This window comes from Saccharopolyspora cebuensis (assembly GCF_039542665.1).
GTDB lineage: Bacteria > Actinomycetota > Actinomycetes > Mycobacteriales > Pseudonocardiaceae > Saccharopolyspora > Saccharopolyspora cebuensis.
In genome coordinates this window covers 1-19,341 of record NZ_BAABII010000023.1, presented here as the reverse complement: position 1 = coordinate 19,341, position 19,341 = coordinate 1, and the positions used below count along the sequence as shown (strand labels likewise).

The 19,341-nt window shown below is 66.8% G+C and carries 24 protein-coding genes and 1 pseudogene; 19 read left to right on the top strand and 6 right to left on the bottom strand.

All coding sequences use genetic code 11. The features are described 5' to 3' along the window. Nucleotides 1-24 precede the first annotated feature (24 nt). The 3 genes from ABD976_RS27850 (at nt 25) to ABD976_RS27840 (ending at nt 1,333) form a co-directional block, all read left to right on the top strand. Entirely contained in the window at nt 25-303 is a 279-nt protein-coding gene (locus ABD976_RS27850; RefSeq protein WP_186361414.1) for a hypothetical protein, read from the top strand. A gap of 390 nt (nt 304-693) precedes the next feature. Continuing rightward, complete coding sequence (locus tag ABD976_RS27845; protein ID WP_186361415.1) at nt 694-927, top strand: hypothetical protein; 234 nt, start codon at nt 694-696, stop codon at nt 925-927. 82 nt (nt 928-1,009) lie between these two features. Further along, a complete protein-coding gene (locus ABD976_RS27840; RefSeq protein ID WP_345368058.1) occupies nt 1,010-1,333 on the top strand; it encodes a hypothetical protein in 324 nt (107 codons plus the stop codon). Nucleotides 1,334-1,539: 206 nt separating this feature from the next. Here the strand turns inward: ABD976_RS27840 and ABD976_RS27835 are convergent, their stop codons facing one another. The 6 genes from ABD976_RS27835 to ABD976_RS27810 all read right to left on the bottom strand — a co-directional run bounded on the left by ABD976_RS27835 (nt 1,540) and on the right by ABD976_RS27810 (nt 6,357). Beyond that, a complete protein-coding gene (locus ABD976_RS27835) occupies nt 1,540-2,130 on the bottom strand; it encodes an AAA family ATPase (RefSeq protein ID WP_186361417.1) in 591 nt (196 codons plus the stop codon). Nucleotides 2,131-2,137: 7 nt separating this feature from the next. After that, nucleotides 2,138-2,866: a 5-formyltetrahydrofolate cyclo-ligase gene (locus tag ABD976_RS27830; RefSeq protein ID WP_345368057.1), complete on the bottom strand. Its 729-nt coding sequence runs from the start codon at nt 2,864-2,866 to the stop codon at nt 2,138-2,140. Nucleotides 2,867-2,882: 16 nt separating this feature from the next. Continuing rightward, nucleotides 2,883-3,575: an NsdA family TPR-like regulatory protein gene (locus ABD976_RS27825; RefSeq protein WP_222131402.1), complete on the bottom strand. Its 693-nt coding sequence runs from the start codon at nt 3,573-3,575 to the stop codon at nt 2,883-2,885. Nucleotides 3,576-3,578: 3 nt separating this feature from the next. Beyond that, the gene (locus ABD976_RS27820) at nt 3,579-4,058 is read right to left on the bottom strand and encodes a helix-turn-helix domain-containing protein (protein ID WP_222131403.1); all 480 of its coding nucleotides are present in this window, start codon (nt 4,056-4,058) and stop codon (nt 3,579-3,581) included. Nucleotides 4,059-4,148: 90 nt separating this feature from the next. After that, the gene (locus ABD976_RS27815) at nt 4,149-5,036 is read right to left on the bottom strand and encodes a phosphotransferase family protein (protein WP_345368056.1); all 888 of its coding nucleotides are present in this window, start codon (nt 5,034-5,036) and stop codon (nt 4,149-4,151) included. 13 nt (nt 5,037-5,049) lie between these two features. Next, nucleotides 5,050-6,357 carry a helix-turn-helix domain-containing protein gene (locus ABD976_RS27810; protein ID WP_345368055.1) on the bottom strand — a complete coding sequence of 436 codons (1,308 nt, stop codon included), beginning with the start codon at nt 6,355-6,357 and terminating at the stop codon, nt 5,050-5,052. A gap of 774 nt (nt 6,358-7,131) precedes the next feature. Here ABD976_RS27810 and queC point away from each other — a divergent pair. The 16 genes and pseudogenes from queC to ABD976_RS27735 form a co-directional block, all read left to right on the top strand. Continuing rightward, entirely contained in the window at nt 7,132-7,899 is a 768-nt protein-coding gene (queC, locus tag ABD976_RS27805) for a 7-cyano-7-deazaguanine synthase QueC (RefSeq protein ID WP_186361419.1), read from the top strand. Beyond that, nucleotides 7,899-8,879, top strand: coding sequence for a reverse transcriptase domain-containing protein (locus ABD976_RS27800; protein WP_345368054.1), 981 nt, complete (start codon nt 7,899-7,901; stop codon nt 8,877-8,879). Before queC ends, ABD976_RS27800 begins: the two co-directional genes overlap by 1 nt. After that, nucleotides 8,848-9,432: a formylglycine-generating enzyme family protein gene (locus ABD976_RS27795; protein WP_345368053.1), complete on the top strand. Its 585-nt coding sequence runs from the start codon at nt 8,848-8,850 to the stop codon at nt 9,430-9,432. The genes ABD976_RS27800 and ABD976_RS27795 overlap by 32 nt, the downstream gene beginning before the upstream one ends. Beyond that, entirely contained in the window at nt 9,429-9,884 is a 456-nt protein-coding gene (locus tag ABD976_RS27790; RefSeq protein ID WP_345368051.1) for a DUF6884 domain-containing protein, read from the top strand. The genes ABD976_RS27795 and ABD976_RS27790 overlap by 4 nt, the downstream gene beginning before the upstream one ends. Beyond that, nucleotides 9,881-10,897, top strand: coding sequence for a glycosyltransferase family 2 protein (locus ABD976_RS27785; protein ID WP_186361421.1), 1,017 nt, complete (start codon nt 9,881-9,883; stop codon nt 10,895-10,897). The genes ABD976_RS27790 and ABD976_RS27785 overlap by 4 nt, the downstream gene beginning before the upstream one ends. Then, a complete protein-coding gene (locus ABD976_RS27780; RefSeq protein WP_186361422.1) occupies nt 10,894-11,874 on the top strand; it encodes a radical SAM protein in 981 nt (326 codons plus the stop codon). Before ABD976_RS27785 ends, ABD976_RS27780 begins: the two co-directional genes overlap by 4 nt. Further along, nucleotides 11,871-12,464, top strand: coding sequence for a phosphoribosyltransferase (locus ABD976_RS27775; RefSeq protein WP_186361423.1), 594 nt, complete (start codon nt 11,871-11,873; stop codon nt 12,462-12,464). The genes ABD976_RS27780 and ABD976_RS27775 overlap by 4 nt, the downstream gene beginning before the upstream one ends. Beyond that, nucleotides 12,457-13,581: a glycosyltransferase family 4 protein gene (locus ABD976_RS27770; protein WP_345368050.1), complete on the top strand. Its 1,125-nt coding sequence runs from the start codon at nt 12,457-12,459 to the stop codon at nt 13,579-13,581. Before ABD976_RS27775 ends, ABD976_RS27770 begins: the two co-directional genes overlap by 8 nt. Then, nucleotides 13,557-14,432: a 5'-3' exonuclease gene (locus ABD976_RS27765; protein WP_345368049.1), complete on the top strand. Its 876-nt coding sequence runs from the start codon at nt 13,557-13,559 to the stop codon at nt 14,430-14,432. The genes ABD976_RS27770 and ABD976_RS27765 overlap by 25 nt, the downstream gene beginning before the upstream one ends. Further along, nucleotides 14,429-15,064, top strand: coding sequence for a PIG-L deacetylase family protein (locus tag ABD976_RS27760; protein ID WP_345368048.1), 636 nt, complete (start codon nt 14,429-14,431; stop codon nt 15,062-15,064). The genes ABD976_RS27765 and ABD976_RS27760 overlap by 4 nt, the downstream gene beginning before the upstream one ends. 32 nt (nt 15,065-15,096) lie before the next feature. After that, on the top strand, nt 15,097-16,272 hold the full coding sequence (locus ABD976_RS27755; protein ID WP_186361424.1) for a DegT/DnrJ/EryC1/StrS family aminotransferase: 1,176 nt from the start codon (nt 15,097-15,099) through the stop codon (nt 16,270-16,272). Then, nucleotides 16,269-17,357: a Gfo/Idh/MocA family protein gene (locus tag ABD976_RS27750; protein WP_186361425.1), complete on the top strand. Its 1,089-nt coding sequence runs from the start codon at nt 16,269-16,271 to the stop codon at nt 17,355-17,357. Before ABD976_RS27755 ends, ABD976_RS27750 begins: the two co-directional genes overlap by 4 nt. Continuing rightward, nucleotides 17,341-18,036, top strand: coding sequence for a class I SAM-dependent methyltransferase (locus tag ABD976_RS27745; RefSeq protein WP_186361426.1), 696 nt, complete (start codon nt 17,341-17,343; stop codon nt 18,034-18,036). The genes ABD976_RS27750 and ABD976_RS27745 overlap by 17 nt, the downstream gene beginning before the upstream one ends. Nucleotides 18,037-18,174: 138 nt before the next feature. Next, a pseudogene (locus ABD976_RS29670) lies at nt 18,175-18,552 on the top strand (RapZ C-terminal domain-containing protein); the annotation flags it as partial. Further along, on the top strand, nt 18,549-19,091 hold the full coding sequence (locus tag ABD976_RS27740) for a hypothetical protein (protein ID WP_186361427.1): 543 nt from the start codon (nt 18,549-18,551) through the stop codon (nt 19,089-19,091). The pseudogene ABD976_RS29670 and the gene ABD976_RS27740, both read left to right, overlap by 4 nt. Continuing rightward, on the top strand, nt 19,088-19,341 hold a 254-nt coding region (locus ABD976_RS27735), incomplete at its 3' end, for a hypothetical protein (RefSeq protein WP_345368047.1). The genes ABD976_RS27740 and ABD976_RS27735, both read left to right, overlap by 4 nt.

Below are 19,341 nucleotides of genomic sequence, written 5' to 3'. Positions count from 1 at the left end.
CGAGCGAAGGATCGGAGGATCGCCATGGCAAGCACAATGCACCGAGGTGGCCCGACATCGACCCCGACTGCCGCCTGCGCCGAGCAGCGTGACCTCGCCGCTGGCGTGGAGTTCTACCGTCACTTGGGTTGGCCAACCAGCCTCGACGCTCGTCGGCGGCGACTCGTGGTGCATACCGGCAATGCGCTCGACGCGCTGATCCTCCCCGCGCAGTTGGCCAGCGCTGTCGCCACCGAGTTGAGCACGAGCCTGATGAGCGGCCCCGTCAGCACCGGCAGCGACACCGATGGTGGACCTTCCTGACGGCGCCGTGCCAGCGGGCCAATCTGGAGCTGCCCGCCGAGCTGCGAACAGCCAGGGTGCGTGCCGTCCCGCGCGGCGGTCATGTCGTCGTGCCGCACCCGGCCGATGCCGAGCACTGGCCACAGCGCCCGCAGCAGGACCGACCGCTGCCGCCTTGGTCCGCTGTCGTGGCGATCGCCCGCAAGGTTCTCCAAGCGCGGCATTGACCAACCGCACCCGCATTTCCGGGGTCCGACATCGCGCTGCCCACCGAACACGGCAGTAGCACCACATGCCCGCCCATCCATCGCCATCGAAAAAAGGTTCGTCATGCGTATACCTCTGGACGAAGTCACCGCCACCACGCCCTGTCCCGGCGTGCTTGGAGCCCGGACGAGGCATTACCCGCGGATGACTTCCGGCAAGCCCGTCACGATGCCCTACGTCATGAACGGGCCGCTCGGTCAGCATCAGATCGTCATGCCGTCGCTGTGCGCCAATGAGTACCTGGTACCGCCGCGCTTCGACGAAGGCGAGCCGACCGAACCGGTGTGCGTGGAATGCCGGGACCGGCTTGCCGCCCTGCAGGACGACCGCACTTCGCTACGGCTCCGTACGACCGCTCCGGTTAGCACGCCGGCCTGATCGACGTCACACATCCGATGGATGCCGGCTTGCTGTGGGGCGTCACGAACTTCGCGACAGCACGGGGAATCCGATCACGGGCGTGTCTACCTCTGACCACAGCGGACGTCATAGCGCGGAAACGATGGAGGAGCCAACCGTGCCGTTTTTTGCCTTCGAGCGAGCACTCTTGGCCACTCCAACCGAAGAGCTACCAGCAGTTCTCAACGATGAACCGCAATGGCCAACGGTCGACATGGACGACCCCGACATCAAGGAAGAGAGACACCGCGCCGCCGAGGTCGCGTTCCAGCGAACAGAACCGGAACGAGCACCACAGCAAAGAACTGGTCAGTGGCAACCACCTATGACCGGGGACGAGCTAGCGCACATGCTCGAACTGATGCGCAAGAAGTGGAATATGTAAGGAATTCTATCGTGCGACACCTCAAGAAACCCGCGTCAGGAAGCTATTGCGGCCCGGACGCGCCGCTGCGTTTCATCCTTGGCGTTCTGATAATGGTGGCACTATTGGCCGCTGCCTCGCTTGTCCTCGACGGCCAGCCACTCGGTGGGTGAGCCATCGTCCCATCCTCACGGCATAGTACTGCCAGATTGGCGCGATCAAGGCATTCAGCCCCCAGGAGCGGAATCAGCTCGTTGTGGAGCGGCACTCTCGCTGAACGCCTCACCCAAGATACGGTGGACCGTGTCGTCCAGTGGGGATTCTTCAGGAATGACGCGCTCTTCGGTAAAGCCGAGTTGATCCGCTGCCCGGTACCACTTCTGCATCTCGTCATGGCCAAACTCGGCGGCCTGTGGCCGTGTTTCGTGTCGTCGTAGGGTCTCGGCCCAGGAAATGTCGAAGTAATAGAACGTCGTCCCGCCGACATGATCACGGCGCAGCCGGTCCAGCATGTCTCGGTAGCGCGCCGCGTGCATGATTCCCTCGCAGATCACGTGCCACCCGCGGTCAAGCGCGAACCGTATAGCCGTAGAGATCAGCTCGATGTTCGCCCCGCCGGGAACATCGCGCTCCTTGAGCACAGTCCGGCGAAAGTAGTCTTGCTCGATCAGCGCGACGCTGCGACCAAGCTGCGCGCGCAACCGGCGTGCGGTCGATGACTTTCCCGAGCCCGAGGGGCCGCGGAGCACAACGAGCCGTGAGTTCTTGCTTCCGGTCGGGCTCGTCGCCGACGGCGCTGATGCTTGCTCGTCGAGCATGGGGTCGTCAGCGGTTCTGCAATGACTGGAGGACGGGCATTGCCGCGATCTGGTCTGCGCTCAGATCCTCCCAGTGGAGTCCGCTGGGGCGGCGCGGCGGCGTGCAGGTGATGACTTCGTCGGTCGTGACGATCACGTCGACGCTGAAGTCGTGGTTTGTCTCGGGAATGTCGTCCTCGATCACCTGGAGCGGATGCACGGTGGTGACGATCGTGGTGCTGGGACCGATCAGACCGGCCTGGGCAAGCAGGGCGACTTCGATGTCCGAGTAGCCGGCGCCTTTGCCGATGCGCACGCCATGGCGGTTGACGGCGACGCTGCCGCACACGATCAGGTCGACCGGCCGCAGCTCATCCAGGCCGACGTTGCGCGCGACCGACGGCGCGGTACGGCTGGAGGCGGCGTCCTCGGCGGACACGGTCAGCTCAGCGGGGTCGAGTAGGTAGAAGGGCTGCGGTGGCGCGAGCTTGGGCGCGGCCATGTAGACCACCTTGCCTTCACGCAAGGCGCGGGCGCGGGCCGGGAGTTGAGCTTTGTCCGGCACGGCCTTGATCACCCTTGTGTCCTTCCACACCGGCAATGCCGCGAGTCGATCAGCGGCAACGTCGGCGCCGATGAAGTTCGGGATGCGCCCGTACGCACTGCCTTCGCCAGCGACGACACCCTGCTGGTCCAGCAGGTTCCACACCTTCCGCCGGATGGTGTCCTTGCGCGCATCCACCTCGGTCGTGGTCACTGTGTGCGGCTCCTCGTCACGCTGTGGTCATCAGGGAGAACAGCCGATCGTAGATGTCCTGGACGACGGGCTCGCCACGCCAACGGCGGAGTTTGCGTACGGCGTCGGAGACGATGTTCAACCCGCCGCCACCCCGGGTGGCCTCCAGGACATCGATGGCATCGTGCAGGCTCGCCGCAGCCGCATCGAGGTCACGCTGATGCAGGTGAGCGAGGCTGAGGTTGCCCAGCACGATCGCACGGGACTTGCTCTGCGCGGTCATGGCTTGAGCCACAGTGACGAGAATGCGCTGGGCGCGGCGATGGTCACCCAAGAACAGATAGCAGGAGCCGGCCAGCCGATCGAACTGGGTCTCGGAGAACAGATGCGCCGCACCGTCGGTAGCCCGGACGCCGCTGAAACTGCACTCCGCGGCGGCCAGGGCTGACTCGCACCGCCGTGCGTCGCCGAGCATGGCGTGGGCCTCGGCCGAGTGCAGCCGCGCCAGCCCGGTTAAGACGTTGCTGGCTGAGCGCGTGACCTCGGCAGTCTGCTCCGTCAGCCGGAGTCCTTCGATGGGATCGCGCTCACCGTAGAGCGCGAGATAGCTCGTGCGCAGCAGCGCATGCCCTTCGGCAGTCGGGCTGTCGATCTCGCGGGCCGCAGCGGTCGCCTGATCGAAATACTGCCGCGCGGCCCGGTGATCTCGGCGCTGGGAAGCATCCCACACCAGCTACCCCATCAAAGTTGCCGCCGTGGCCTCAGCCGCGAAGAGATCGCGCTGCAGAGCGCCATCCCCGCCGCTGCGGGCGAGGAAGCCGATCTGACCGAGGGCCTGGCCGGTACCGGCCAGCAGGGATGTCGACGGCATCCAGTCATACCGCTCGTCCAGGCCACGGACTTCCTGCCACAGGCGCTCCACGGTGACCGGGTCCGGGCTGCTCGGGGAGCGGAGGGCATACCCGACCCGTCCCCTGCTCGGGGGCTTATCCGGGCCTGCTTCCGGCGTGAGGAGGTCGATCAGCTCGGTGGGCGAAACACCGAGCGCGCGGGCGAGCCAGGGCTGCTTGCGCGGCGGAGGGGTGGTCTCTCCAGACTCCCACCGATAGATCGTCGACCGATCGGTTCCCATGCCCACGGCGGCGGCAAGCTCCTCTTGGGTCATCCCCATCGCGCAGCGCTGCCGCGCAAGACGCACCCGCTTGCCGGACATGTACGCGCCCCCATTCGACCAGTGTCACCCCATGATCCTCGTCGGATTTTCGCAGGTCAAGGACCACACAGCGGTGCGGCAATCCAGGTTTCAGAAAGCGGTCCAGGTCCACGGCCGCGGGATCTCGCCCCGCAGGCATGCGATGCGGTGGCGTGTTTCGCGTGCGGCGTGGGCGCTGTTGGCGGCCTTGCCGAGGACGAACACCACCCAGCGCAGCTCCTGGATATCGGCGAAGACGCGGAACGCGGAGCTGGTCGTGACATCATGCCCGCCGTAGGCAGCGACGAAATCGTGGTAGTCGGTGCTGCTCAGGCGGGCGAAGTCGACATGGTCGACCGCGATGGGGATCAGGTCCCAGTCGGGGTGCCCTCGTGCCACGTGTTCGAGGTCGAGTAGGACCGGTGTGCCGGTCTCGGGAACGGCGACGTTGCCTTGCCAGGCGTCTCCGTGGACGACACTGTCGGACTGGTCGATCCCCAAATTGCCCAGTTGTTCGCGCAGCTCCTCGACACGTCGGACCAACCAGTCTCGGTCGTCCCCAGGCAGATGCTGGGCTGCGGCAACGCGCTCGTCGATTCCCGCGAAGGGATCGAAGCGGGGTAGCTTCGGGTGCGTCGGCGGGCTGAGCGCGTGCAACGATCGCAAGACTGCACCGAGTTCTGCCGTCGTGGCCGGGCGATGCTCCGGTAGCTGTTCCCACCAGGTCACGGGCCGACTGCCCACGACGGTCGGCTGCTGAACGCCGTCGAGCGCCCTGACCACAGCGAGGTCGGAGTCGGTGAGCCATCGAGCGACCTCGACCTGCCGCGCGGCGTTGTCGTGGGTGTGCTCAGGCCCGATCCGTGCAACGACACGGCCGGGTAGCTGGTACATCACGTTGGAGCCATCGCGAATCATGACCGCGTTCGTGGCATCGAGGCCAGCCAGTTGCGCTGCAGTGGCGAGTACGTTGTCTGCCGTCTCCAGAGGTGCCGTCACCCCGCTGATGGTGTCAGGTCGACGGCCGCCCCAACGTGGCGATGTCGTGCCGCAGCTCGGCGACGTCGCTGAACTGCACGTGCGGGGTGGCACTTCGAGCAAGGCCGTGGAGTTCGGTCATGAGCCGTTTCGACCGTAGTGCGGCGGTGTCGATCACGGCTTGGCGGCCGATCGGCACAGCTTCCCGCGGGTACCCGGTCGACATCATCAATGAGGCAAGCCGGACGCGGGAGAACGTGCGCGAGCGAGGATAGTCAGCCGCCTGTAGCTCGACTGCGGTGGTGAGCCGACCGGCCGCCAGCTCCGGGTTGCCGCGGGCCTGTGCGATGGGGATCAATGCCTTCCCGGTGCTGCCCTGGTGCTCGGCGGCGTCGTAGTAGCAGAGCCAGGGCGGGTCCGCGTCGGGGTCGTGGTCAGTGAAGTGGGCGTCAGCACGGTCGACGTCGGCTTGCGCTTCGGCGTGCCGGCCGGTCAGCGCCAGTAGCCGGGCTCGGATCGTCGTCAGCATCGCCCGAGCCGTGGCGGTGAGTCGATCAGCGCGTACTTGGGCGAACTCGATCAGTTCCAAGGCGTCGTCGAGATCGCCCAGGTACGCGGCTTTGCGTGCCATCTCCGCCAGCGTGTTGGCCCGCAGCGCCCACGAGCCGGCTTCGTCGGCGCACCAGAGGGCGAACTGGAAGCACCGGTCAGCGGCGGCGTAGTTGGCGATGTCGAACGCCGAGAAGGCAACGACGCTGGCCAGGTTGCCGACCGCTTCAGCGACGCACCGGTGCACCTGGTTGGGGGCCTGGACGTCCAGAAGCTGCCCTGACCAGCGCAATTGCGCCGCTGCGGCCTCACAGGAGAGGCCCCCGCCGAACAGGTTCTCCGACATCGCTACGGCACGAGTGGTCGCGCGCACGTGTTCGACCTCTGTCCAGCCGAGCCGTGTGGGCAACGGTGTCTCGACGACGGTGCTGGCCAAGAAGTCGCGCGGGCCATTTCCGATGTCGATTCGGCCCCGATAGTTGTGGGCGCGCCTGGGAGTCGTGACCTCAGTCAACGGCTGTTGAGACCGGAAGGTATCGCTTGTTCCGATGCCCCGCGTCGTCGCCGGCACAGGGCTGGGGTTGTCGTCGATTACGAGGAGGTTTGCCAGCTCTGCCGGGGTCACGCTGAGCGCGCGTGCCAGCTTGGGTTGCAGGTCCGGCCGCGGTGCCACCTCCCCGGACTCCCACCGGTAGATCGTCGACCGCTCGACACCAAGCACGGCGGCAAGTTGTTCCTGGGTCAGCCCGATGGCGTGACGCTGGCGCGCGAGCCGGTCCCGCTTACCTGGCACGTGACCACCCCTCGCCGTCAACCGCATCCATCCGATCCCGCCAGCATATGCGCAGTTCACAGGCTTGCGCGCAGCAACCGTGCAGCATCTGTGCAGCGATTCTGCTCTGGTTCATCGTGCACCCCGCCGGTTGACTGCCAGCTGAGCACCCCACCGAAGCGGACACGGACCGCTTGGCGAACACCGGTGCTCGGACCTGAATAAGGGGCTCGCTGCTTACGAGGAGACATTGTGACGCTCCCTCAGCGATTCGTGGGCGAAAGCGCACCACGATCCCGTTGCGTAGACCGTCGGCTCGCACCGCACGCCATCCCGCACCGTCCGACCGGTGCAGGCTCGCCGCCCTCCGCGTATCGAGCGATCGGGAGGAACCGGTGCTGATGAGACGACTGCTGACGACCCACCGTCGCTCGCGCGTGCGTAGCGAGAACGCACATGTGCACGACCGCATCCCATGCCGGGATGGGCGCGGACGACGCGCGCGCATCACAGTCCACGAGCTGGCAAGCGGGAATGTACGGGTCGAATTCCCTGCGCACGGTCCCATCACCGTGCAACCGCTCGACGTTGGGCGTCTGCGTCGAGCACTCCGGTCAGCCGCAGCGCCGCCCGAAGCGGCAACGTGCCCCCGGCAAGGCTACTTCGCTTCATAGGTCTACTGACCCGCCGCGCCGCCGACGGCTTCACAGCCGCAGCGCACACAGGCCGCGGTGGAGGTGAAGCGCGCCCCGACCTTCACCTCCACCGCGCACCACCGACCAAGGAATCCGGAGAATGAGCGCCAGAATCGACACTGCTTCCTCGCACTCACACCACATCGAGACGGCCGCACTCTCGGGTAAGCCCGGAATTCACCGTCATCCTCGCCACGCGGTCGTGATCGCCTCCGGCGGCCTTGATTCGACCGTGCTCGCCTACTGGCTCCATGCCCGCGGAACGCAGTTGACCCTCCTGTCCTTCGATTACGGCCAGCGTCATCGAGTCGAACTGCGCTACGCGGCGGCAGTGGCATCGGCCCTGGAAACGCGTCATGAGGTGGTCGACCTGTCCGCGCTGGGACGCGTGCTCGGCGGATCAGCGTTGACCGACTCGGGTGTAGGGGTTCCGGACGGCCACTACACCGACGAAACGATGCGGGCCACCGTGGTTCCCAACCGCAACGCCATCATGCTCGACATCGCGGTGGCGATGGCGGTTGTCACGAAGGCCGACGCGGTCGCGTTCGGTGCTCACGCTGGCGACCACCCGATCTACCCGGACTGCCGGGAGAGCTTTACGACGAGCTTCGCGCGAACGGCGCACGTGGCGAACGAAGGGTTTCTCCCCAGCGACTTCCAGCTGGTGGTGCCGTTCCTGGCTAACTCCAAGACCGACATCGTGCGACTGGGTGCCGCGCTTGGCGTCCCGTTCGAGCAGACGTGGTCGTGCTACCGCGGCGGTGCACAGCATTGCGGCACGTGCGGCACGTGCACGGAGCGCCGAGAAGCGTTCCGCGACGCAGGCGTGACCGACCCGACGACCTACGCCGTGAGGGACGCGTGATGGCGGCCGATGCGCAGCCGGACCGCATGGAAAGACCTGAGTGGGGCCGTCTTTCCCGTCCCGACGCGCGTGTGCTGGGATGCGCGTTCGCCTCACGAGATGATGGGATCGTTCCCGCCACTCAGGCGGCGCCGACTTTAGCGCACGTGGAAACCACAGCACCAGCGGGCACTCCTGCCACTCCGCAATCGCACTCGTTGATGCCTTTCTTGAGCGAGAAGCATCTCCGTCGAGCGCTGCGCGAGTGCGGGCGACGGTCTTCCAGTCCTGGAGCCGACCGGATGACCTGGGGTGATCTTCGTCGGCAGGCAGGAGTAGTGATTCCAGACCTCGCCGCGCAGCTCGCTACGGGTACGTGGTGCCCTGGACCGCTTCGAGAGCTGACGATTCCCACCTACACCGGGAAAGCGATGCCGACCGCGATCCCCACGGTAGTGGATCGGCTCATACACCGGGCGGTGCGGAACGCGGTGGAGCCGGTGCTTGAAGCACGGGCGTTCGCGTGTTGGGTCTCAGGATACCGGCCACGGCGGAACCGCAACACGGCACTTCGCCAGGCGGCGGGATTCTTGTCCGATGGGTACCGATGCGTGGCCGACATCGACGCAGCCAGGGTTTCCGAGGGCGTCGGTGTCGACGAAGCGGTGGACTGGTTCGCTGAGTGCGTCCATGACGGCACCTTCCTTCGCCTGCTTCGCACCGTGCTCGCAGGATTGCCCAGTCCTGTGGTGCCGGGGTCAGGACTGGCTCCACTCCTGATCAACCTTCGTCTGTCGCAAGTAGACAGAAGGCTATCGGGCCTTCGGGTCGTGCGGTTCGCCGACAACTACTGCGCTTTCACCGAAACGGTCGCGGACGCCGAGGAAGCATTCCGGTGCATCAGTGACGCCATGGCTGCTGTGCGGCTGGAGCCCAACGCGGCCAAGAGCCGCGTGCGACGCCAGGCCAATGCCGAAGACCTCTTCCTCATCGACGGATAGCGCAATGAGCCTTGATTGGATCGAAATCCCGGGCGGCACGTGTTTGTTTGGAGACCAAGCACGCCCTATCACGGTGCCCACGCTGCTGTGGACACGCACGCCGATCACCCAGGCACAACTGGGCGACGTCCCCCGCGAACACCGTCCAGCTACACATATTGACCAGTCCACGGCTGACCGCGTCTCTTGCCAGCTCGGGGGAAGACTGCCCCGCTCAGTGGAGTGGGAGTGGATGGCCTCCGGAGCCGAACGACGGGTGTGGCCATGGGGGAACGCGCCCTGGGGTCCCAAGTTGGCCAATCTCCGGGACTCGGGCTACGAGGACACGACCGATGTTGCCGCACATCCGGAGGGGGCGACGCCGGATGGGATGCTCGACGTGGCAGGGAATGTCTGGGAGTGGACCGCCAGCTCCACTATGGGAGACGGCTTCGTGATCCGCGGCGGCTCCTATGCCTCGCCGCCCCTGTACGCGCGGTGCACGTTCCTCAACTCCGCACCGGCCGAACTTCGGTCTCCCGGCATCGGGTTCCGGGTGGTGCGTGAGCCGTGACGACACCTGTTCCCGCTGAACACGGTTTGATCGTCGCTGGATGCTCGCGGCGGAAGAAGTCGACCCCGGCGCCGATCCCCGCCTTGGACCTCTACGAGGGCGGGTGCATTCCCGGACTTCGGGATCGTCTCGGAGCCAACGTTCAATTGCGCCAGCGGATTCGGATCGTGTCAGCGCTCTACGGCTTGCTCCACGCCGACTCACCGATCATGCCCTACGACCGCCGCCTGACTGATTCTGCCGACGCCGATGTCCTGCGCCAGCGCGTAGCTCCGAATCTCGCGGGTGAGTTGGCTGCCGTGACGCACGTGTTGGCGGTCGTCGAACCCCTGTACCTGCTCGCCCTGGAGCCGGTGGTGCGCCGCCTCGACGCGATCCGTCTGTATTGGATCTCCGCCCCGCGGGATTGGCATCGCGCCGCTGCAGTCCTCGACACCTGGGGGTGGACATGAACGTCTCGCTCACCAAGACCTTGGCACACCGCGGAAATGACCACGCGGGCCACACACGAAACTTCGAGCGGACGACGGGGATTGCCTGGCATGCCCCCGTTCCGTCCGGCTGGGTCGGCGGTCGGCGCCTGTCGGTGGTCCTACCCGCACACAACGTCGGTTACTGCCTGACGATGGTGCTCGACGCGTTGGAGGCACAGACCTACGGGCGCCGCTTCGAGGTGATCGTCGTCGACGACGCCTCAACAGACGCCACCGCGAAGATCATCGCAACGCATCCGGCCGTCACAACAGGACTGCGGCTTCCCACCCGGCACGGTGCGGCCACCGCCCGCAACCTGGGCACCTACATCGCCCAAGGCGAGACCGTGCTCTACGTCGACGCCGACATGCTCCTGCCGCCCACGACCGTGGCCGACCTGGCGGCGCGTGCCACCGACCACGCCGTGCTGACCGGATTCCGGCACAACCTGCCGCACGGCGCTGCCTGGCCCGACGCCGGCCCCGATCTCACCGCCGACCACCGAGTCACCTGGCGACCACCGGTGAACACCTCCTTGCTCTACAGCGGCATCACCCTGCGAGAACCCGTCGATGGCCGGCCACTGGAGCACACCCGCGACTTTCGCGACCTCGGCCACGGGCGGGCGTACTACGACTGGGATCTGCAGCGCATGGTCGTCACCGCGCTGCTGGCCGTACCCCGCGCCGCGGTCCTGGACGTCGGCGGATTCGACGCCGAGTTCGGGCGCATCGGCTGGGGTATGGAGGACACCTATCTCGGCGCCTGCCTCATCGCCGCCGGGCTCCTGGTGATTCCCCTGCGCCAAGCGGTCGGATTCCATCTCGATCCACCCGACGCGGCCGAGCAATGGCAGCACAAGCTCGGCACCTGGCCAGCCACCCTTGCACGCTACCGAGCCCTGCTCGGCGAACCCGCCCGCTCCGGACGACGCGCCGCGCTCACCGCCTCGATGAACTCCCTGTTGCACTCCTGCGAGGTCTTGCGATGACAACCGTTCACCACACCGCGATCACCACCACGACGAACCGAGTCTTCGCCACGGGCGCGTGCGACCAAACCCGATACGTCCACGACCCCCTGACCGGGCTGACACACCGCGCCGAGGGCTTGATCGCCCTCGGGCGAACCCGCCTGCCCGGCAGTTCGGTAGCGAGCTGGCCCACCCTCCATCCCGGCGAGCTGGATCGCGAGGTGCCTGTCAGCGTGTGCTGGTCTCCGCTGGTGCGCTGCAACCTCGCCTGCCCTCATTGTCTGGACGACAAGGCCGTGCCTGAACTCGCCCGAAAGGATCGCCAGCGGATCGCCGCCTTGCTCGGCGAGTCCGGGGTCTTGGCCGTGGACATTTCCGGAGGCGAGCCCTTGCTGCTGCGGGATCTCGGCGAACTTGCGGCCACGCTGACCAGCTCCGGGTGCGTGGTCAGCGTGACGACCAACGGATGGCACTTGCAGCGGCGCGCCGAAGCACTGGCCGGGCAGGTCGATGCCGTGCGGGTCAGCCTCGACGGTCCAGACGCGGAATCCCATGACCACTGGCGCGGATCGGGGAGTTTCCGCCGCGCCGTGGCTGGCGCTCGCGCCGCCGTCGCCCACGCCATACCCACCCAACTGCAAACGGTCCTGATGACCTCCACCCAAGGGACTGCGCAGCGCATGGTTGACCTCGCAGAGGAACTGGGCGTGCACGGCGTGACCTTCCTGCAGATGCTGCCCATCGGGGAGGGCGCCGCGCTGGCCGACGCGGAACTGCTCACCGACGAACAGGCCCGCGCCACCGTTGCCGAACTCGACATTCCCGATGCCGTCACTGTCCGACTGCGCACCCGCGACGACGCAGGAGGCTTCACGGTCATCCGGGCCGACGGGCGCGTGTGGCGCAACGACTCCGTGGCCGAAGGCATCACCACCCTGCATTCCTTGACCAATCCGTCCGACCTGGCGCTGACCGGGAGGGATGGTTCGGCATGAGCACCAGCATCGCCTCGTCCGCGCCGGGCCGCGTCTTCGAGCACCACCGCCTGTGGCAGCTGCACACCTCCGTGATGCTGCAGGCGTGCCGCCTGCTGGCCACCGCAGCCGTCCAGCTCACGACCCGCGAGCACCTGGACGCAGTCAGCGCGGTGATCGGTATCGCGCACGGAGGCACCACTCCTGCACGCCACATCGCCGCACGCCTGGGCTTGCAGACGCACACCGTCCGAGCCAGCCACAACACCACCGACGCGCCGTACAGCCCGGCGACCGGAACTGTGACCTGCGATCTCAACTCCTGGCAGCCCAGCGCGCCCACCCGGCTCGCGGGAACCGTGCTGGTGGTCGACGACATCTGCGGCTCCGGCGCCACCTTCACCGCAGTCCTCGATGTGCTCCGGCCCTTCGCCGAGCCCGACACCCGGTTCCTCACCTGCGCCCTGTGCCGCAACCGCGGCGCGTACACGCCGCCCGATCTCTACTGCTGGGACGTCGCTGACTGGGTTGTCTTCCCCTGGGAGGACGTTCCCGCCGGTCAACCGACGACGCCGCTCCCATACCCGAATCAGGTGATCATTCGTGACTGAAACACCCGAACAGCTACCGCTGACGGTGGCGTTCGTGCTCGCCTCGTACACAGTCGACGCGCCGGCCGGCATGGAACGCGCCACCGCCGCACTGGCCAGCGGCTTGCGCCAGCTCGGCCACCGCGCAGTCATCCTCACCGCAGCCGAGCAACCAGAACCCGACCCCGACGTCATCCGGCTGCGCACCCTCGCCGCGTCGTTCCCGTGCGACGACGACACGCTGCGCCGAGCCATTCACGAGGCAGGTGACCGGCTGCACCGCGAGATCGTCGCCACGTTCGACGCGGTCGGCGTCGACGTCGCCGTGTACGTCGACGCCCTGTGGGGGCTGGGGCGGGTGGCCGTCCAGCATCGGGCGCGGTCGGTCCTCGCCACACACGTCATCGGGCACGACGAGGACCTGGCCGTGGCCTTAGCCAGCGTCGAGCACGTCGTCGCCCCGTCGAGCACGGTGCTCGACCAGGCTCACGAGCAGGGCTACGACACCGATGGTTGGTCCGTGATTCCCAACGGCATGTTGCACGAGCATCCGCGCCCGGACGAAGCAGCTCGGGAGACGCTGCGCAGGCGAGCCCCGATCCGCGTACTCGGTCGTCTCGGGCCGGAGAAGAACATCCCGGCCCTGGTCAATGAGGCGCGGTTGCTCGAACGCCCGGCAGAAGTCGTAGTCGCTGACGCCGGGTTCGAGACCGCACCCGGCGCCCAAGGCGGCGAGTGGTCCCGCTGCAGGCATGCCGCAGCCCACAGCTCCTGGGTGCACCTGCGGTCAGGCGGGATCAGCTGGGCGGATGTGCCCGGCTGGCTTGCCGAGGCAGCCGTGGTGATCGTGCCCTCCCTGCGGGAGTCCTTCGGCCTCGTCGCACTGGAAGCCATGTCCGTGGGAACGCCCGTGGTCTGCTTCGACGTCGACCACCTGCCCTCCCTTGTCGGTGCTGGCCCCGAGGCCGGCGGCGTGGTTGTCCCCAGGTCACATGGTGAACACGCGCTCTGGAAGGCTGCCGAGGAGGTGCTGGGTGATCCGGTACGCTACCGGCACCTGTCCAGGGCTGCGTACTACCGATCGCGGGACTTCCGGCCCACCACAGTCGCCGAGTGGTTCGTGAAGGCGGTGCGGTGATGCCTGCTCAAGTCCCGTTGTTGCTGGTCGACGGCCACAACCTGCTCTGGAGGGCAGCCTTCGGGTTTCCTGCCGAGATCCGTTCGCGGGACAAGACCCGTGATCTCACCGCCCCTTTCGGCTTCTTCGCCCTGCTGCGGGTCGCGATCCGCGACGAGCTTCCCTCAGCCCCCGAGGTGATGGTGGTCTTCGACGGCGAGCATGGCTCGGTCGAACGCCAGGACTCCGACGCCGACTACAAGGCCAACAGGGCGCTCGATGACGGCGCACGCAAAGCGCTGGAAGCGATCCCAGTAGTCCAGCGCGGGCTCGACCTCTACGGCGTGGACTGGATCGAGATCGATACCGCCGAGGCTGACGATGTCATCGCTACCCTCATCAGCCGCGCCCGCCGCCACAGCCGGCCTGCGTGGATTTTCTCGACCGACCGCGACTACTACCAGCTGCTCGATGAGCACACCCGCGTGCTCAACACCGCAATGCACCCGGGAAAGCGCCACATCGGGCCGGACGAGGTTGACGCACGCTACGGAGTACGGCCAGAGCAGTGGCCATGTTTCTGTGCGCTCAAGGGCGATCCGGCCGACAACATCCCCGGCGTGCACGGCATTGGCGCGGCCACCGCCGCCCGGCTGCTCGCCGGAGGACTCACACTCGACGACCTGCCCGCGTCCGGACGGCTCACCGGCGCCAAGGGCCAGCTCATCCAGCAGCAGTGGCAGCAGGTCCTGGCTTGGCGGGATCTCGTGCGTATGCGCACGGACCTGCCGCTGTCACTGGAGCCCACCGGTGATCCCAGCGCTGAGTTGCCCAAACCCGCCGAGGTGATCGAGAAGCTGGAGCTGTGGTGACCACGCCAAACCCCCAGAGCAACCCGGCGTCCGTGCTGACGGTCATGGCCCACCCCGACGACGCCGAACTGTGGGCCGGCGGAACACTCGCCCGCCTCGCGCAGGCCGGCGCTTCCGTGACCATCGCGGTGCCCGAACACGCTGACGCCCTCCGCAACACAGAAGCCGCCACGGCCGCTGACGAGCTGGGCGCCCGGTACCACCCGTACCCGGCCGTCAACGCGAACGCGCTGCACGACCTGCTCGACGCGACTCGTCCCGAGGTCGTCATCACGCACCCGCTCGACGACGTCCATCCTGATCACCGGCATGTGGCTCACACGCTCACCTCAGCGCTGCCCGAGGTCGTGATCGCCACGGGCCGCCCGCGCCGGGTCTACACCAGCGACACCTACAACGGGCTCACCAGCCACAGCCCGATCGCCGCGCACAGCGTCATCGACGTCACCGACACCTGGGAGACCAAGATGCGGGCGCTGGCCGCGCATGCCTCACAGCCCATCACCGAGCACTTCGGCCCCATGGCCGAAACCTTGGGCCGCCTGTGGGGCAGCCGAATCGGCACCCGCTACGGCGAGAACTTCACCCCGCTGCCCGTTCTCGGCCGCATCCCAGCAGCCACCACGCTCTGACTCACCACACAGCAACTTCTGGGGACATCACCATGGACACCGCTGCACAGACGCGCGTCCTCGACGAAGCCGTCTATCAATACAGCACCCTGACCGCGGCCGACCAGCTTGAACGCCTCACGAAGGTGGTCTCCTTCGGAGTACTCGGCGCCATCGCCGGAGACCACGTACGCGAATTCGAGCAGCAGGTTGCCGGCCACCTCGGCCGCCAAGGTGCGGTCGCCACCTCCTCAGCCAGTGCCGCGCTCGAACTCCTCCTGCGCTGCCTTCCCCAGCGCGAAGCCGCGGAACGTGTCGTCATCCCCGAGGTCTGCTGGATCTCGGTACCCGCCGCCGTCCTCCGCAGCGGGCGAACACCGGTCATCGCTCCCGCGACCAGCGACCTCACCCCGCACTGGGAACAGATCGAGCCCCTGCTCGACGCGCGCACCACCGTGGTGATCCTGGCGCACATGCGGGGCCGCCCGGCCCCGGACACTCAGCGCATCGCCGATGAACTCGCCCAGCGCGGCATCACGTTCATCGAGGACTGCGCACAAGCCTGGGGCGTCACCCTGGACAAGCAGCCGGTCGGTCGACACGGGCTGGCCGCAGTGTTCTCAACGGAGACCCACAAACTCGTCGCCACCGGAGAGGGCGGGGTCATCGCCGCTGACGACAGCCAGCTGCTACACGCACTGCGGGCCGTCGGCGGGAACACCCGCATCGCCCTCCCCGAGAATGCCTGCGGCCGGGGCAACGACCGGATGAGCGAGATCACCGCAGCGAGCGCTCTGCCACAGCTCATCCACCTCGATGTCTTGCAGCAGACGCTCCGTCCGCTGCAAGACAAGCTGATCGACCGCTTCCAGGACTTGTCGGAAGTCCGCAGAGTTCTTCCCACCATGGTCGGGGAGTCGCCGAATCTCGGCACCGACGCGTCCAACGGATCGCTCGTCGGCGTCTGGCTCCCGACGTCCCGTCACGCCAACCGCGTCGCTGATCGGTTATTCCGGCTAGGTGTTCGGCACTGGTGGCCAGGACCCGGTGACCCGCATCTGGCCGAGAACTGGCCCAGCACGCCGACGACGACCACTCGCTGCGTCGCCGACATGGCCTGCTACCTCGACATCCAAGTCCCCGTGCTCGACGAATCCCAGCATCCAGCGTTCCTTGACCTGCTCCGTTCCGCCCTACGCCTGGACGACAACGAAAGCGAGAGCGCATGACCAGCCGTCACCAGCCACCCCTGCGCTGCGCGATCATCGGATGCGGCCAGGTCGCGCAGGAATACCTCGCCACGCTTCAGCACGCCGCAGACCTCACCGTGGTGGCTTGCGCGGACATCGACACCAGCGCGGCGAAGAAGTTCGCTGAGCGCCACGGCATCCCCGAAGCCGGCGCCCCCGACGAGATCCTCGCCAACAGCATCGATGTTGCCGTGATCCTCACCCCGCCGGAAACCCACGTCGACCTGGCCCGCGACGCGCTCGATGCCGGAGCGCACGTCTACGTCGAAAAGCCGCTCGCGCTCACTGCTCCCGACTCCGACCTGCTTCTTCGCGAGGCATTGGACAAGGGGCTGATCGTGGGTGCCGCACCCGACACCGTGCTCGCTCCACCCACACGCGCCGCTCACCAAGCGCTGGCGACCGGCGTCATCGGCACTCCCCTCGCTGCCGATGCGGCGCTGTTGGCACCGGGACCCGAAAGCTGGCACCCGGCACCGCAACCGTTCTACGCCTCCGGCGCCGGCCCACTGGGAGACATGGGGCCGTACTACCTGGCCATGCTGACCTACCTGCTCGGCCCCATCGAGTACGTCGAAGCCTGTGTGACCTCGACCCGTAGCGAACGCGTCGTTCGTACCGGTCCCTACGCCGATGACACTTTCCGAGCGGACAGCCCGACCCACCTGGTCGCGTTCCTGCGCTCTCACGGCCAAGTCCTCATCACGTTGACCACGAGCTTCGATATCGCCGCCACCACGCGACCGCATCTGGAGATCTACGGCACCGACGGCTCGCTCGTGCTGCCCGACCCCAACTTCCATAACGGCCCCGTGCGATACCGCAGCCGCGGCGAACGGGCCTGGCAGGAACTCGCGCAGGAGGACGCGTTCGTGTCCACCGGCCGCGGACTCGGCGTGCTGGATCTCGTCGATTCCATCCGCAGTGGTGCCTCGGAATGCCCCAGCGGCCACCGTGCCCACCACGTCGTCGAGATCATCGAGGCCATCGAGTTTGCGCGGGCCAGCGGACATCCCGCCGAGCTACGCCTGCTGCGAGAGGAGCGGTGTGCGGGTCTACGCTGACATCTCCACGGCGTGGCAGCGACTGGCCACCTACCTCGGCACCGAATTTTGCCCTGAACTAACGGATTTCACTGTGCTACGGGCGTTCCTCGATGCCGAATGGACTCGCCTTGGGGCCGCTTTTTATGAGCAGAGCGTGGGATACCTCTACGACCTGACGCATTTCCACTACATGGGCGTCAAGGACCCATTCTTCGACTTCCTACTGGAATTCGCGCACGAACACGGCATCACTGACGTCGCGGACGTCGGGTGCGGTATCGCATTGGACGCCCAAGCCCTCCTGCACACCGGCCTCGACGTGCACGGCTACGACCTCGACAACCCGTGCTTGGACTACGCACGCTGGCGGCTGAGCCGCGATCTCAACGCAGCCCAGCGAATTCACGCTCTCGAAGACCTTATCAACCAGCGTCATCAGCTCGCGTACGCCGTCGACGTCCTGGGACACGCCGACGATCCGCCGGGCCTGGTTGAGCTGCTGTTCACCGCGGCCGACTACGTCTGCCTCAACCTCGCACCCCACGACCCAGACCATCGCTACGGTCCTGCTGACCTCCACCCCGGCCTGGACCACGAACGCGTCCTGGCCGACCTCAGCAAGCATGGCGATCTCATCCGCGTGGGGACACAAGCGCCCAACGTCCTCACTTTGTGGCGCTCGCATCTGCGCCCTTAACGACAGAACTCCCAGCCAGAAAGGAAGAATCACCTCTGTTCGCCGCGTCAGCCGAGCCAACTCCCGGCGAGGCCCCCACCGCACGCTGTCGGATCGAGATCAGGTCGTTCGGTCTACCGCCTACCGCCACCCTCGGTAGGACACGTCCTCGATGTTCGATGGCTGCCCAATCCCTTCCATGACCCCAATTTCCGGGACCTCTCCGGATTGGACGCGCCGGTACAGCGGTTCCTGCTCGCTTGCCAGGAGACCGAACGGTGGTTGGCGGCAGCGATCGAACTCCTCCGCCCTTGCCTGCGGGCCACGCACCCCGGCACCTCACCCGTGTCCGTCGCGGTGGGCTGTAACGGGGGCCATGATCGGTCCGTCGGCATCGTCGAGATCCTGGCGCGCCGTCTCCAGAACTGGGACGAGCTGGACGTGTGGGTCCTGCACCAGGATCTGCACCACCGCGCTGGTCGTCGGACCGAGCCCTTCGCATGGCGGCTCATCACCGCGGAACGTGAGGGCAGATGAGCAGCACCCAAGCAGTCGCGGCCACCTTACGTGCGGTGCTGCCCCAGATCCCGAACGATGTGGTGAGTCGTCTGGATGACGACCTCGCAACCGTGACCGACTTGCTCTCCGAGACGCTGACCACCAGCACTCGCCATCCGGAGGTAATCGGGCAGGCCAGCCAGCTACGGGCTGGGCTAATCGAGTCACTGCGCAGCCTGCTCGGGGTCGTCGAGCAGGCGATCTCCGATAAGGCAGCAGCCTTGGCCTGCGACAGCGAACCCGCGGGTCCGGCCCTGCCAGCCGAGGTCAGTCGCAAAGTTCAGGAACTGCGAGGCAAACCACCTCCGAAGACGCCGAACAAGGAAACCAACCAATACGTCCGGGAGATCACCAGCCAGGGGTGGGCCGTCGAGAAGACCGGAGGCAACCACCTCAAGGTCTGGGGACCCAACGGGGAAGGCCCCTTCGTGTTCTCCTCAACGCCAAGCAGTGCAACGAGCAATCGCAAGCTCCGCGCGTTGCGCGACCAGATTCGACGAAAGGACAGCACCGAGTGACCACCGAGCAGCCGACATCTCCTGAAGCCCCATCGCAATGGTTGATGATCAGCGGGAGCCAGACCGAGCCAGCCGACTTGCGGCTGTACCAGCAGATGGCCGACCAACCTGCCCGAGACCAGCAGAAGCCAGGATCGGCATGGTTTGTCGGGATTACCCGGGTCTTCACCGGCTGCCCCGATCCGCGAGCTGACCTAGGGCGTGTTGCTAAATCCATTGGAGGGCTGCGGCGATACGGATCCCGGCCGCG

Coding starts and splice junctions, on each gene's coding strand:
- ABD976_RS27850 (WP_186361414.1), top strand. CDS start 25: ATGGCAAGCACAATGCACCGAGGTGGCCCGACATCGACCCCGACTGCC.
- ABD976_RS27845 (WP_186361415.1), top strand. CDS start 694: ATGACTTCCGGCAAGCCCGTCACGATGCCCTACGTCATGAACGGGCCG.
- ABD976_RS27835 (WP_186361417.1), bottom strand. CDS start 2,130: ATGCTCGACGAGCAAGCATCAGCGCCGTCGGCGACGAGCCCGACCGGA.
- ABD976_RS27820 (WP_222131403.1), bottom strand. CDS start 4,058: ATGTCCGGCAAGCGGGTGCGTCTTGCGCGGCAGCGCTGCGCGATGGGG.
- queC (WP_186361419.1), top strand. CDS start 7,132: ATGAGCGCCAGAATCGACACTGCTTCCTCGCACTCACACCACATCGAG.
- ABD976_RS27800 (WP_345368054.1), top strand. CDS start 7,899: ATGGCGGCCGATGCGCAGCCGGACCGCATGGAAAGACCTGAGTGGGGC.
- ABD976_RS27795 (WP_345368053.1), top strand. CDS start 8,848: ATGCCGAAGACCTCTTCCTCATCGACGGATAGCGCAATGAGCCTTGAT.
- ABD976_RS27785 (WP_186361421.1), top strand. CDS start 9,881: ATGAACGTCTCGCTCACCAAGACCTTGGCACACCGCGGAAATGACCAC.
- ABD976_RS27780 (WP_186361422.1), top strand. CDS start 10,894: ATGACAACCGTTCACCACACCGCGATCACCACCACGACGAACCGAGTC.
- ABD976_RS27775 (WP_186361423.1), top strand. CDS start 11,871: ATGAGCACCAGCATCGCCTCGTCCGCGCCGGGCCGCGTCTTCGAGCAC.
- ABD976_RS27755 (WP_186361424.1), top strand. CDS start 15,097: ATGGACACCGCTGCACAGACGCGCGTCCTCGACGAAGCCGTCTATCAA.
- ABD976_RS27750 (WP_186361425.1), top strand. CDS start 16,269: ATGACCAGCCGTCACCAGCCACCCCTGCGCTGCGCGATCATCGGATGC.
- ABD976_RS27740 (WP_186361427.1), top strand. CDS start 18,549: ATGAGCAGCACCCAAGCAGTCGCGGCCACCTTACGTGCGGTGCTGCCC.